We start from the raw sequence: 13,009 nt of genomic DNA, 5'->3' as shown, positions 1-13,009 counted from the left end.
GTCACCTTCGACGAATGAGGCCGGACGGTAGCGCACCCTTTCCGGCCATGTCGAGATGGAAACGACGCTTAGAGGCCGAGCGCCCGAAGGATCGCGACCGAGGCGACCCCGAGTGCCACGGAAACGAGCATCGGCAGCCGAAGTGCCGCAAAAGCAGTCACCGCGCAGGCCAAGGTTTCAGCGATCCCGGTAGCAAACGCAGTCGGCGCGACGACGGCCATCAGCACGGCGGGCGGAATCGATTCGATCGCCTTGCGGCGGCTGCCTTCAAGGGAAACGTGGCGGATGAGCACGAGGCCGCTCAACCGGGTGAGCGCGGTCGCGGCCGCCATGGTGAGGATGGCAATGAGCGTGGCGAGATCGACAGTCATGGCGTCACCTCGATATCCCGGGATTTGCCGGTCACCAAGGCGGCGGCAAGGCCGGCGATGGCACCTGCGGCGATATACCAGACGCCCGGCACGAAATGTTGGGTGGCGACGGCGGCGGCACCGCTCGCCAGCAGCACGGCGCCGGTTTCCGGTCCCTTCCAGAAGCCCATGACCAGCACGATGAAGACGGCCGGGAAGGCGAAGTCGAGCCCGAGCACCACCGGGTCGCCGAGAAAGGCACCGAGCGCGGCACCAGCCAACCCCGAGAGCACCCAGGCGAGATAGAAGGGCATGGCGAGGCCGGCGAACCAGGCGGGCGTCAGCCGCGCCACCTTGGCCCGGAACTCCGCCATCGCCCAGATTTCGTCGGCGAGGAACAGCATCGAGAGATAGCGCGCCGGCTGGCTGAAAGCCTCCATCCTTGTGCCGAGCGAGGCGCTCATCAGCACGTGGCGAATGTTGACCAGAAGGGCTGCAAAACCGATACCCGTCCAGGAGGCCGGATGGGTCCAGATATCCATCGCCACGAATTGCGAACCGCCTGCAAAGACGAGCGCGCTCATCAGGCCGGCTTCCGCCGGCGACAGGCCTTTAGTCGCCGCCACCGCCCCGAAGACGAGGCCGATCGGGATGACCGCGGCGATCAGCGGCGAGATTGCCCGCATGCCGCTGAGGAAGTCTTGCAGTTTCGTATCGTCGTTCATCCAACAACCTTGATCTAACGTCAGAGCACGTCGCTCCCTCACCCGGCCTCCGCTTCGCTCGGCCACCCTCTCCCCGAGGGAGGAGAGGAGGATTCGAGACGCTGCGGCATATACCTTCTCCCCTCGGGGAGAAGGTGCCGGCAGGCGGATGAGGGGAGGATTAAGGCGACCGACATCTACCGTCTTGAACGAAAGTGATCAGCGAGCCCGGTATTGCCCCGGCGTCAGCCCGGTGCGGGCCTTGAAGTGGCGGGTGAAATGGGCCTGGTCGGCAAAACCGCATTCGAGCGCGATCTCGGCCGGCTGGCCGCCTTCCCTCAACCGCTTGCGGGCCGCACGGATGCGGATATCGGTCAGGAAGGAATGCGGGGTGATGTGGAATTCCTTGCGGAACGCGCGGATGAGGTGGGCGCGGCTGAGACCCGCGACGGTCGCGAGTTCCTCCAGCCCGACATCGGACGCAAAATGCTCGGTGAGGTAGTCGCGGGCCTGGCGCACGGCGGTGCGCTCGGTCGAATCGGCCGGCACGATGATCGAACTGCCGTGGCGACGGAACATTGCGTCGAGCACCAGGAACATCGCTTGGCTGGCTTCGAGCGCGCCTGAACCCTCCTCCAGCGTCCGGTGCGCCTCGTGGAAAGCGTCGGCGAGCGCCTGGTCGTGGAGGAGCTGGATGCCGAAGGCGGGCGTGCCCCGGAAGGGTTTGCCGGTGACGTCTTCGAGTATCTCGCGCAGCAGTGCGACATCCGGATAGATCATCCGGTAGCGATAACCGCCACCCCGCGGCGCCCCGTCATGTGTCTCGCCCGGATTGATCAGGTAGAGCCCGCCCGGCCCGGCGCTTTCGCGACTGCCCTTGATGGTGCAGACCTGCATGCCCTGCTCGATCGCACCGATGCTGAACGTATCATGCGCATGCGGCGCAAATTCGTGGGTGAGAAACGTCGCGCGCAGGCATTCCATGCCGCCGAAGCGATCGTCGCGCCAGAAACGGGTCACCTCTGCCGGCATCAGCGGCATGTGGTCGGTGGCCTGTTCCTGCGAGATATTCTCCATGGGGAGAATATAGCAGATGAGAGCGCGGTCGCTCTTGAACAAAAGTGCGCCGCCGGCACCCAAAATCTCAGGCGATCTTGCGCGCCGCCACTCGTCCCATCGGGTGCAGCGAATGCACCTGGAAGGGCGCGCCGGGCTCCTCCTCGATGAACAGCGCCAGGTTGGCGATCTCGACCGGCTTTTTCAGATAGGGCTCGAAATAATCGCGCAGCGCAATTTCGAAACGCGGCATCTCGACCGGCGACAGCGGGCCGGTCAGGGTCATGTGGAAACGAAATTCGTCCATCACGTAAGGGTGGCCCCAGCGATACAGGTTGGCGAATTGCGGCGCCGAGAGATCGCCTGAATCGCTGCGCTCCAGCTCGGCTTCCGACAGCGGCGTGCGGAAATTGTCAAACTCCTGGACGACGGAAGCGGCGAGGAACCGGGCGGTATCGCACGGGACGACCGGCGCGAGGCCGAAGAAATTGCCGAGCCGGACGACTTCGAGCTTCGGCAGTTCGAACGGGCTGTGGGTGCCGGCAAAGCGCATCAGATGGCGCAGCAGCATCGGCTCGGTGCAGTCGGGTGCCAGCCGGAACGGCGCCTTCAGCGTCGCATGGAAACCGTAGCGACGCGGCAGCGCGGTATTGAAGGCGATGTCGTGGATGCCGATGCCGCGGATCGCCGGCGGCTCCATCGCCTCGCCCGAAAAGGCATTGCGACCGAGCCACTGGGCCGCGGCAAGCGTCAGCGGATCATGCGCCGGAGGCGTGAAATGAATGGCATAGCGCATGCGTCACCTTCTGAACGTCCTTTTCAGCAACCCCGTGTTTTACGCATTGCTCAACAATCCCTGCGTGGGGGTTAAGTGATTTGCGTGACAGAATAACGACGCGAAGGAGCGAAAGTTCGCGTTTAACGCGAGGCGACGGCAAGGTGATTGGCGAGCGTGAACGACGCCGGAAGCCGCATTTCCCGGCCGTTCAGGGCGTTGAGGGCAGCATCGGCCAACCTGTGCGCGATACCGAAGCTCACCTTGAAACCACCCGTGAGCGCGATCACTCGGGCGTGATCGGGGTGTGCGCCGACCATTGGATCGCGGTCGATCGCCTTCGGCCGCAATCCCGCCCAGCGTTCAACGACCGGGGCCTGGGCCAAGGCCGGCACCAGCGCCCGGGCGCGCGCGATCAGCTCGTCCAGCTGGGAATCGGTCGAGGACGGGTCGCCGAATACATCCTCGCTGGTGCTGCCGACCGCGACGTGACCGCCCTCATGGGCGACCACATAAAGGCCGTTCAGGAAGATCACCGGCAAGGCGGGGTCGATATCGGCCTTGAGGAGCGCTGCCTGCCCTTTGACCGCTTGGCCGATCGCATGGTTCAGCGGCGGCGAGATGCCCTGAAGCAGGGGGAAGGACCGGTAGCCGGCCGAGACGATGCAGTGACCGAAGGCGACGCTTTCGCCGCCACGGAATATAATCCTATTCGCGACTGGATCGATCGCCTCCGCTTCGATGCCTTCCACGATCTGCACATTGCTGGCCGTCCGCAGATAAGCGACGAGCGCCGAGACGAGGCCGCGCGGCGAAACCCGGGCGGCAAACGTGTCATGCACCAGTCCGGCACCCGCGAAGGAGGCATCCGGCCATCCTTTTTGCGGCGGGCGGTCGAGCACATGCCAATGGAAACGGCGGTCGCCGCGCCGCCAGCAGGCTTCCGCATCGGCCGAGTGCCCGAGCGCGATCTTCCGTAAGTGCGGCTTCGGCAGCGGGATCAGCCGGCCGGAGCGGCGGTAGCCGCAGACGACGCCGGTCTCGGCTTCGAGCTCGCTGATCTCGTCTTCCAGCGATAGAAGTGCATCGAACTGGAACTGTTTCTTGTCGTTCCACTTGTCCGGCATGTGCGGCATCAGGGCGCCGAGCAGCCCGCCGCTCGCCGCCTGCCCCAGCGGGCCAGCATCGACAAGCAGGGTATTGATACCGAGCCGCTCGGCCTTGACCGCCGCCCAGAGGCCCATGATGCCGCCGCCGAGGATGACGAGATCGGCGGAGGGTGGGAGAGCATGAGATTGACCGCCGAAGCCGGCAGGATTATCCGCATGTCCCATGAGCGACCGTGATCCTGAAATTCGTGTGACCGAAAGCCAGACCTTGGACTGGCATGACGGCGATATGCCCTATTCGCAAAAGTTTGGCGATCACTTTTATTGCCGCACCGACGGTCGGCTGGAATGTGGCCACACGTTTCTGGCCGGCAATGGCCTGCCGGAGCGCTGGGGCCTGCCTGAGCGCTGGGAAAGGCACCGGCCTTTTCGGATCGGCGAACTCGGCTTCGGCACCGGGTTGAACTTCTGCGAGACCTGGCGGCAGTGGAAGCTTGTCCGCCGCACAGGCGCGAAGCTTCATTTCACCTCGTTCGAGCTTTACCCGATGCAGCGTGACGAGATCGACCGGGCGCTCGCCCGCTGGCCGGAGATCGATGCGGAACGGCAGGCGCTGATCGAGGCCTGGCCGGACAAACCCGCTGGCCACGTCGTGATCGACGCTGACGCCGAGACCCGGTTGACGGTCGTCTGCGGCCCTGCGTTCGAAGGCGTCTCGGTGGCGGAGGCCGATTTCGACGCCTGGTTCCTCGACGGTTTCGCGCCGTCGCGCAATCCGGAGATGTGGTCGCCGGAAATCATGCAGGCGATCTACAACAAGACCTTATCAGGCGGCACGTTCGGCACCTATGCGGCCGCCGGCTTCGTGCGGCGGAACCTGCAGGCCGCCGGTTTCACGGTCGAACGGCGGGCCGGCTTTGCTGGCAAGCGCGAGATGTTGTGCGGCATAAAACCGGCGCCCTGATCGGCTCCGCCCAACGCAAAACAGCCGGCCCTGAGACCGGCTGCCATCCATCATGTCGCGCGCCACCTATTGGCAGACGCGCAGGCTTTCCATGTGCCAGCCGCCGTCATAGGCGTTGCGGACGCGGCGGTCCTCGAACCAGCAGCGCGGCCGAGGCGGCGGTGGCGGATCGATGTAGCGCGGCCCGCCGTCATTGGCGAGAGCGCCGCCGATCAGGCCGCCTATGACGCCGGCCGCCAGGCCCCCGGCGATTATGGCGCCGTCGTTGTTACGATGTCTGCGGCGGAGGCGGAGGACCACGGCGATCGTATCGGTCGTATCGATCGTATCGGTCGTAGTGTCTGTCCCATTGCTGGGCCGCTGCTTCACCGGCGGGTACCACGATGCTAGTGCAGGTGGCCGCCAGGATCAGCGCCGAGACAATTATCTTCTTCATCACAAGCGTCTCCGTTTCCACCGAGCGCCTGCGAGCGGCAGGAAAAGGCCCGATATTCCCGGACAATGCACATGCCCTGCTTAACGCTCCCTGAACGGAAAACCGCCCGCGGCAGAAAGCCTGTGACAGGATCGACCAGCTCTGCGGAAGCGGAGCCGCCGCGCAAGGTTTCGCTTCGTCCCAACCAGCGGCGGACCTGGTTGTCGCTCCATAGCGGCGAAACGCGCGCATGCCGCTCCCGATCGAGCGCGGACCACCCCCCACGTCCCTGGAATTACAAAATACGTATCAGCCAGTACTTCTCGTCATTCATTGTTGGGCCTTCCCGTCCGCGTAGCGCCTTCATACTTTTACGTGAAAATTGTCGCCGCATACACGGGATTGGAGCATTAGATGAACTTCATGGACTCCCACCATATTCATGTCCTCGGCGGTCAATATGCGGTGTCCGCCGATCCCGATATGATACTGATGACCGTTCTCGGCTCCTGCGTCTCGGCCTGCATCTATGATACGGTCACCAATATCGGAGGGATGAATCATTTCATCCTGCCGACGTGTGGCGGACTGGATATCGCTGAACGCCCGGAACGTTATGGTGATCTGGCCATGCGGACGCTGGTCGACGATCTTTATGGTTTCGGTGCCGAACGCCGAAATCTCAGGGCCAAGCTCTTTGGCGGCCGCACGCGAAAGTCGAGCGGCTACGATCCGGGCTCTCTCAATTCCGCATTCGCCAGGCGGTTCCTTCTGGAAGAGGGCATCAAGCTTGTCGACACCAGCCTCGGCGACGATCTGGCGCGCTGGATCACGTTTCAACCGACGACAGGCAAGGTGCAGATGAGGATTACCGACACCATGCCCGCTCCCTCGGTTGCCGGGGCGGCGCGGGAAAGGCGATATTGAAAGGGTTGGATACGTCCTGCCCGCTCAGCTTGAAACGGAACTCACGATCGCGCCGCCGAGCCAGTTGCGGACCTTGGCTTCCAGTGCCTCCGGGCTGATCGGCTTGGAAAGATAATCGTCCATGCCGACCTGGAAGCAGAGTTCGCGGTCGCTTTCCAGCGCATGCGCCGTGACGCCGATGATCGGGGTGTGGGTTCCCGTCTCCTGTTCGAGCTCGCGGATCTTCTGGGTCGCCTGATGCCCGTTCATGATCGGCATCGAGACGTCCATGATGATGACAGCCGGATCGTGCTTTTTCCACGCCTCGACCGCTTCCGCTCCGTTCTTGACGATCTGGAACAGCCAGCCGGTGGTCTGCAGGATCTGGGTGAAGACGATCTGGTTGACCTCGTTGTCCTCGGCGACCAGCACGTCAAGCGTCGGCGCCGCCTGCATGGGCGGCGTGGAGACGAGCGCCGCCGGCTGTTCGGCAACCACCGGCGTCGAAGCAACCAGAGTGGGTGCGGCAACCGGCGCGAGGGTCCGCACTGTGGCCTGAGGGCGAGCAGCCGCCTGCCCCGCTTCGACCGCCCGCCGCTTGGTGCGGATCGAGCGGACGACGTCGATGATCGTGCTGCGCAGCAGATTGGCGCGGGCCGGCTTCATCAGATGGGCCTGGACGTTGAGCGCGGCAAACATGCTGTCGTCGCCGGCCATGTCCATGGAGGTCAGGAAAACCACGCCGGTGCCGTCGAAGCGCACGTCGCGCCTGAGGTGCTTTGCGAAATCGAGCCCGTTCATCTCGGGCATGTGGTAGTCGAGCACGATCGCGTCGACGGTGACGCCAATACGGGCGGCTTCGTTGAGGATCGCCAGACCCTCGGCGCCGCTCTCGGCTGCGACCGTATCGAAGCCCCACATGGTGAGCTGCTCGTTGAGGATACGGCGGTTGACCGCATTGTCGTCGACGACGAGGATGCGGGCGCCGCTCGTGTTGATCGGCAGGCTGGTGAGCACATTGCGTTCGCTGACCACCTCGAACGGCAGATGCACGGTGAAGACCGAGCCCCGTCCGACTTCGCTGGTCACGTCGATATAGCCGCCGAAGAGTTCGGTGAGGCCGGCGGTAATCGCAAGCCCCAGGCCGGTGCCTTCGTGGCGGCGCGTCGAGGACGTATCGACCTGCGAGAATTTCTCGAAGACCGACTTCAGTTTCTCTTCGGGAATGCCGAGCCCGGTATCCTCGATGCGGATCGACAGCATCATCTCGCCGGGACCCTTTGCCTCCGACCTCAGGTCGATGAAGACATGCCCCTTTTCGGTGAATTTCACCGCGTTGCCGACGAGGTTGGTGATGATCTGGCGGAAACGCCCCGCGTCGCCCATTACCGTCTCGCGGATCGAGACGTCGCCGCGCACGATGAGTTCGATATCCTTCTCGGCGGCCGATGACGACAGAAGCGTCGCCACGTCCTCGATCGCCTCGACCGGGTCGAACGGCGCCTTGCGCAACGTCATTTGCCCGGCATCGATCTTGGAGAAGTCGAGAATGTCGTTGATGATCGTCAGGAGCGCGTTGCCCGACTTGACGATGATATCGATGAAAGTCTTCTGGCGGGTGTCGAGATTGGACTTGGCGAGCAGTTCGGCCATGCCGAGCACGCCGTTCATCGGCGTGCGGATCTCGTGGCTCATGTTGGCGAGGAATTCCGACTTCGCCCGGTCGGCGGCCTCGGCGCGGTGCAGGAGGCGGGTCAGTTCCTCCTCGCGGCTCTTCATTTCGGTAACGTCGGTGAACACCGCCAGCCAATGGTCGCTGCCGGTAAGCTTGGCCTCGACATGGATCCACTTGCGGCCTTCGACGCGGAAAGCGGCAAATACCGGCTTGCCGGCTGCGACATTGTCTTCCCAGGCCTTGAGGGTCGCCGCCGCCTCCTCGGGCGTGCCGAGATCGCCGCGCTCGACGCAATGGCGGAACAGATCGCGCCACAGGCCTCCGGCGCGCACCTTCGCGGCCGGTATGTCGAGCATGGCCGGCAGCGCATCGTTGGAGAAGATGATCTCACCGTCATGCAGGATGAGCAGCCCTTGAGACATCGCGCTCGTCGCGTCGCGCATCAGCGCGCCATGGGTTTCGAGCGCCGCACGGGCCTCCTGGATCTCCTGCTCGCGCTTTCGGACAGCCGTGATGTCCATGTAGCTCAGCAGGATCTTTCCGCCGGAAAGCTGGGTGCCGGAAATGACGATCACCAGACCGGTGCGGCTTTTCACCTCGATCGGCGGCCGCTCCTGGCCATCGGTCAAGGCGGCGATGCGCTCCTGGTAGATTTCCTCGAAGCTGCTCGTCGAGCCGCTATAGATGCCATGGTCGAAATTGACCTTGAGGAAGTCCCGGTAGGAACGGCCGGGCAGATCGAACTGCTCTCCGGCATCCCAGAAGGAATAGAAGGCCGGGTTGGCGTATTCGAACAGGAACTGCTCGTCGAGGATCGCCACGCCGACGGGCATGGTGTGCAGGATCGTCTGCAGATCCTTGCCCATCTTCTCCGCCTTGTTCTGCGCCTCCTTTATGCGGGAGACGTCCATGCGCGAGCCGACGAGGTTGTGGGCGCCGTCATTGGTGGTCACCCGGCGCAAATGCGTGATGACCGGGACAACTGTTCCGTCGGGAAAGGTGATGTCCTCCGACTTCTCGATGTCCTCGCCTGTCATTACCCGGTCGTTCTCGACACGGAAACGATCGGCCGCGTCGGGGAACATTTCCATTTCGGTCTTGCCGAGAAAATGGCTCCTGGGCTTGCCGAGCATCGCCTCGTAGGCGGCATTGGCATAGGTGAGCTGGCGGTCGCTGTTTCGCACGAACACGGGCACCGGCAGATCTTCGAGGACCGCGCGGAACAGGTCCGTCTCCGAGACATGGGTGCGCAGGAGCATTTCCTGCTCCTTGAATTCGGTCACGTCGTGGCGGATGGCGATCAGCAGGCCGTTTTCGAGGCGCTTGTTGATGCTCCGCAGCCAGCGCCCGTCGGAAAGCTGGTCGGTGCTTTCGGAATAGGGAAGCTCGAACGGCTTCATCCGCTCGGCGATCCATGCGTCCTTGCTCGGCGCATCGGGACCGAAACTCGCCGGCGACACGCGCTGGCGGCGATCATAGGCAAATCCGAGGATATCCTGGAGGGTGATCCCCGGCTGGATATCGATCGAGATCGACGCAAAATGGTTGATGAGCTGGGAATTGCAGTAGAGCAGGACGTTGTGCTTGTCGTAGATGCCGATACCCATTTCGAGCATGTCGAGGGCATCGTCGAGAAGCGCATTGTTGAACGGCGAGAACGGCGCGATGGGCCTTGCACCGGTGATCGAGGTGCCGGCAACCGGGGTGACCAGCTTCGGTCCGAACCCGGCATCAATGCCCGGAACCGCTGCAAACGTGCCGAACAGATAGGTGTGGTCGTCTTCCGTGAGGAAACGTTCGATATGGATCTCATGGCGGACGACGCCCGAGCGGTCGAAGCAGAGCGCCGTCTCGTCGGTGCCGAAGACGATCGCCCGGCATTCCTTTTCCTTGCGGTCGGCATCTTCCGGCGCGCCTGCAAGGCCGCGGCTGGTATTGCCGGCAAAATCGCTCGGATGCATGCCGAAAAGGCGCGCATAGGCGGCGTTCACCGCCACGTAGATGAGGGCGCTGTCCTTGATGAAGGCGGGCTCGGCGAGATCGTTGATCCGCTCGCACGCCGTTTTCAAGAGTTCGCTTTCCGTGTCCACCTTCCCCCGCTCCTTCGTGCCGGCCGATATCCGGCTCGATTCGTTTGTCTCCCAATCGACTGATAACACCATAGCGAGTGTTAATATCGTGTTGTTGAAACGGTACGACTTATCATCTTTGGCATTTGTCAATCGGAAGCTCGGGCCTTCTGCTGAAAATACAGCCCTAGGTCGAGTGCCGACATTGGACGCCCGCGGTTCGGATGAAAGCTGTCGCGGATCGATCGGGAAGGAGAATCGAAGGCTTGGCCGATTTTGCACCGCCAAATCTTTGCCATGAGAATGCCACGATCTCGCCATGATCTCCATTGGCGATTGCTCAGGCTTGACGAAAATCAACCGAAAGCCGCATGAAGCTGAACGTCCGTTCAGACTATCGGGAAATCGTCTTCATCAATCCGCCGCCTTTGCGCGCCACGATTTCTGCACCCCTTGAGGACAAAAAGGGAAAGGAAAAGAACATGTCGGCACTGAAGAAGACGATATCACTCGGCCTCGTCGCACTGTCCGTAGCGGGCGCCCTGACGGTGACCGCTCCTGCGGCTGAAGCCCGCGACCGCCATCGCGACGTCTGGCCTGGCGTGGCGGCTGGCCTTGCCGGCGGCATCATCGGCGGCGCGATCGTCGCCGGATCGCAGCGGCCGGCCTATGCCGAGCCTGAATATGTGGAGCCGGAATACGACTATGCTCCCCCGCCCCCGCCGCCCGTTTATTACCGCCGCGCCTATTACCGCGACTACCCGCCGGTCTGCGAGCTCGAATGGCGCCGCAACCGCTATGGCGAACCCTATCGCGTCGAAGTCTGCTCGCGCTGATCCGCAAGGCTGATCGCATATCCTAAAAGGCCTGTTTCCGCCGCCGGCGGAGGCAGGCCTTTTGCTGTGGTGGAGACATTCTGAGCGCCGCGTCTGCCTCGGCGGGGAAGCCGCTCCATTTCGCGATTGCGAAACATCTGCTTGACTTTTGCCCGGAAAACCACCAAATGCGCTTCAGCTTTCACCTTCCGGCCGCCGCGTGAGTTGGCCCCGCGTCATTAAAGACACCGCGAAGAAGGAACAAGGCGCACAGATAGATCGCCCTCGATCCCGGAGGGTTTAAGCGCTGGAGAGCAATTTCCAACTTGCAAGTTCCCACTTCACGCGGGGTTCTTGACGCCAAAGGCAGACCGGACGGCATGGTGCCAGTCCGGCGATACGCTTTTGGCGCCCCGAAAAGGTATTCGACTTGACGAATTTCCACGAGCTTGGTCTGTCCAAGCAGACCGTAGCCACTCTGTTTGCGCTCGGTTACGAAACGCCGACCCCGATCCAGGCCCAGGCCATCCCCCAGCTTCTCGAAGGCCGCGACATGATCGGCCTTGCTCAGACCGGCACCGGCAAGACCGCCGCATTCGGTCTCCCGATCATCGAAATGCTTGCCAAGGACCCGAAGCGTCCTGACAACCGCACCACCCGTACGCTCATCCTCGCTCCGACCCGCGAACTGGTCAACCAGATCGCCGCCAGCCTGAAGAGCTACGTGCGCGGCACGCCGATGAAGATCAACGCCGTCGTTGGCGGCGCCTCTATCAACAAGCAGCAGCTGCAGCTCGAAAAGGGCACCGACATTCTCGTCGCCACCCCGGGCCGCCTGCTTGACCTGATCGCCCGCCGTGCCATCGGCCTGACCGCGGTTCGTTACCTCGTTCTCGACGAAGCCGACCAGATGCTCGATCTCGGCTTCATCCACGATCTGCGCAAGATTTCCAAGATGGTGCCGAACAAGCGCCAGACCCTGCTCTTCTCGGCCACCATGCCGAAGGCGATCGCAGATCTTGCCTCCGACTTCCTCAAGGATCCGGTTCAGGTCTCGGTCACGCCTCCGGGCAAGGCTGCCGACAAGGTCGAACAGTTCGTTCACTTCGTGGTCGGCAAGAACGACAAGACGGACCTTCTGAAGAAGTCGCTCGAAGAAAACCCGACCGGCCGTGCCATGGTCTTCCTGCGCACCAAGCACGGCGCCGAGAAGCTCTCCAAGCATCTCGAGCATATCGGCTTCAAGGTCGCCTCGATCCACGGCAACAAGAGCCAGGGCCAGCGCGAACGCGCCCTCAAGGCCTTCCGCGACAACGAGATCCGCGTTCTGGTCGCCACCGACGTTGCTGCCCGCGGCATCGACATTCCCGGCGTTACCCACGTCTTCAACTACGATCTCCCGGAAGTACCGGACGCCTATGTTCACCGCATCGGCCGTACCGCACGTGCCGGTCGTGACGGCATCGCGATCGCCTTCTGCGCTCCCGACGAAGCGCGCCTGCTGCGCGACATCGAGCGCCTGATGAACATCGAGATCACCACCGCATCCGGCGAACGCCCCGAAGGCGGCCGCCAGCCACGCGGCGGAGCCGGCAACAACAACCGTGGCGGCGCGGCCAAAAGCGGCCGTGGCGGCAACGGCCAGGCACGCGGCAACGGCGAAGGCCGTCCCGAGCGCCGCGACCGTCCGGCCCGCAAGCCGTTCTTTGCAGCAGAAGGTGCCGAGGGCGGCGACCGTCCCCAGCGTCCGGCTCGTCCCCATGGTGATCGCCCGCAGCGCGACAACCGTCGCAACGACGATTTCCGCGGCCAGCGCCGCGGTGAGGACGCTCCGCGCCCGGAAGTCGACAACGACCTGACGACCACGTCGGATTTCCGCCCGGCCAAGAAGCAGTTCGGTCCCCAGAACGGCGAAGGCCGCCCGGCGCGCACCGAGCCCCGCAAGGAACACCGCAAGGGCGGCAATGGGGCTCAGAACCCCCATGCCGCACACGGCGCCCATGAGCCTGCTGCCCAGCGCAACAACCGCGGCCCGCGCGTCGAAGCCGCCCGGCCGGCCGCTGGCGGCAACGGAGGCCCGGTAAAGTTCGGCAACGACAACCGCTCCGGCCAGCAGGGCCGCACACGCCGCCCGGCGTAAGGGGAAACCCTGCCTGAGAAAACAAAGCCAA

The 13,009-nt window shown here is 63.5% G+C and carries 10 protein-coding genes and 1 pseudogene; 4 read left to right on the top strand and 7 right to left on the bottom strand.

What is annotated here, in order from left to right; all coding sequences use genetic code 11:
- Positions 1-68: 68 nt before the first annotated feature.
- The 5 genes from C5J24_RS00940 to C5J24_RS00920 all read right to left on the bottom strand — a co-directional run bounded on the left by C5J24_RS00940 (position 69) and on the right by C5J24_RS00920 (position 4,219).
- Positions 69-371, bottom strand: coding sequence for an AzlD family protein (locus C5J24_RS00940; RefSeq protein ID WP_105414894.1), 303 nt, complete (start codon positions 369-371; stop codon positions 69-71).
- Entirely contained in the window at positions 368-1,075 is a 708-nt protein-coding gene (locus C5J24_RS00935) for an AzlC family ABC transporter permease (RefSeq protein WP_105414892.1), read from the bottom strand. The genes C5J24_RS00940 and C5J24_RS00935 overlap by 4 nt, the downstream gene beginning before the upstream one ends.
- 198 nt (positions 1,076-1,273) lie before the next feature.
- The gene (locus tag C5J24_RS00930) at positions 1,274-2,131 is read right to left on the bottom strand and encodes an AraC family transcriptional regulator (protein ID WP_105416541.1); all 858 of its coding nucleotides are present in this window, start codon (positions 2,129-2,131) and stop codon (positions 1,274-1,276) included.
- Between the two features lie 67 nt (positions 2,132-2,198).
- Complete coding sequence (locus C5J24_RS00925; RefSeq protein WP_105414890.1) at positions 2,199-2,906, bottom strand: DUF1045 domain-containing protein; 708 nt, start codon at positions 2,904-2,906, stop codon at positions 2,199-2,201.
- 122 nt (positions 2,907-3,028) lie between these two features.
- A complete protein-coding gene (locus C5J24_RS00920) occupies positions 3,029-4,219 on the bottom strand; it encodes an FAD-binding oxidoreductase (protein WP_105414888.1) in 1,191 nt (396 codons plus the stop codon).
- Here C5J24_RS00920 and mnmD point away from each other — a divergent pair.
- Positions 4,218-4,958: a tRNA (5-methylaminomethyl-2-thiouridine)(34)-methyltransferase MnmD gene (mnmD, locus tag C5J24_RS00915; protein ID WP_105414886.1), complete on the top strand. Its 741-nt coding sequence runs from the start codon at positions 4,218-4,220 to the stop codon at positions 4,956-4,958. The genes C5J24_RS00920 and mnmD overlap by 2 nt on opposite strands.
- Positions 4,959-5,024: 66 nt before the next feature.
- Here mnmD and C5J24_RS00910 read toward each other — a convergent pair.
- Positions 5,025-5,394 (bottom strand): annotated as a pseudogene (locus C5J24_RS00910) (hypothetical protein).
- A gap of 393 nt (positions 5,395-5,787) precedes the next feature.
- Between C5J24_RS00910 and C5J24_RS00905 the strand changes: the two are divergent.
- The gene (locus C5J24_RS00905) at positions 5,788-6,300 is read left to right on the top strand and encodes a chemotaxis protein CheD (RefSeq protein ID WP_105414884.1); all 513 of its coding nucleotides are present in this window, start codon (positions 5,788-5,790) and stop codon (positions 6,298-6,300) included.
- A gap of 24 nt (positions 6,301-6,324) precedes the next feature.
- On the opposite strand, the gene C5J24_RS00900 is transcribed toward C5J24_RS00905, so the two are convergent.
- Positions 6,325-10,044, bottom strand: coding sequence for a response regulator (locus tag C5J24_RS00900; protein WP_105414882.1), 3,720 nt, complete (start codon positions 10,042-10,044; stop codon positions 6,325-6,327).
- A 350-nt stretch (positions 10,045-10,394) separates the two neighbouring features.
- On the opposite strand from C5J24_RS00900, the gene C5J24_RS00895 reads away from it, so the two are divergent.
- Together C5J24_RS00895 and C5J24_RS00890 are read left to right on the top strand one after the other, a co-directional pair.
- Positions 10,395-10,859 (top strand): hypothetical protein, encoded by a 465-nt coding sequence (locus C5J24_RS00895; protein ID WP_371673487.1) that lies wholly within the window; start codon positions 10,395-10,397, stop codon positions 10,857-10,859.
- Positions 10,860-11,268: 409 nt separating this feature from the next.
- Positions 11,269-12,978 carry a DEAD/DEAH box helicase gene (locus C5J24_RS00890; protein ID WP_105400383.1) on the top strand — a complete coding sequence of 570 codons (1,710 nt, stop codon included), beginning with the start codon at positions 11,269-11,271 and terminating at the stop codon, positions 12,976-12,978.
- Positions 12,979-13,009: the final 31 nt, after the last annotated feature.

It is taken from the genome of Neorhizobium sp. T25_27 (assembly GCF_002968565.1).
GTDB lineage: Bacteria > Pseudomonadota > Alphaproteobacteria > Rhizobiales > Rhizobiaceae > Neorhizobium > Neorhizobium tomejilense.
Note: the sequence above shows the minus strand (reverse complement) of the source record. Positions and strands in the feature narration are given on the sequence as shown.

Excerpts from the sequence above, each read along its gene's own strand:
- C5J24_RS00925 (WP_105414890.1), bottom strand. The coding sequence starts at position 2,906 with ATGCGCTATGCCATTCATTTCACGCCTCCGGCGCATGATCCGCTGACG.
- C5J24_RS00905 (WP_105414884.1), top strand. The coding sequence starts at position 5,788 with ATGAACTTCATGGACTCCCACCATATTCATGTCCTCGGCGGTCAATAT.
- C5J24_RS00940 (WP_105414894.1), bottom strand. The coding sequence starts at position 371 with ATGACTGTCGATCTCGCCACGCTCATTGCCATCCTCACCATGGCGGCC.
- C5J24_RS00920 (WP_105414888.1), bottom strand. The coding sequence starts at position 4,219 with ATGGGACATGCGGATAATCCTGCCGGCTTCGGCGGTCAATCTCATGCT.
- C5J24_RS00935 (WP_105414892.1), bottom strand. The coding sequence starts at position 1,075 with ATGAACGACGATACGAAACTGCAAGACTTCCTCAGCGGCATGCGGGCA.
- C5J24_RS00895 (WP_371673487.1), top strand. The coding sequence starts at position 10,395 with ATGAAGCTGAACGTCCGTTCAGACTATCGGGAAATCGTCTTCATCAAT.
- mnmD (WP_105414886.1), top strand. The coding sequence starts at position 4,218 with ATGAGCGACCGTGATCCTGAAATTCGTGTGACCGAAAGCCAGACCTTG.
- C5J24_RS00930 (WP_105416541.1), bottom strand. The coding sequence starts at position 2,131 with ATGGAGAATATCTCGCAGGAACAGGCCACCGACCACATGCCGCTGATG.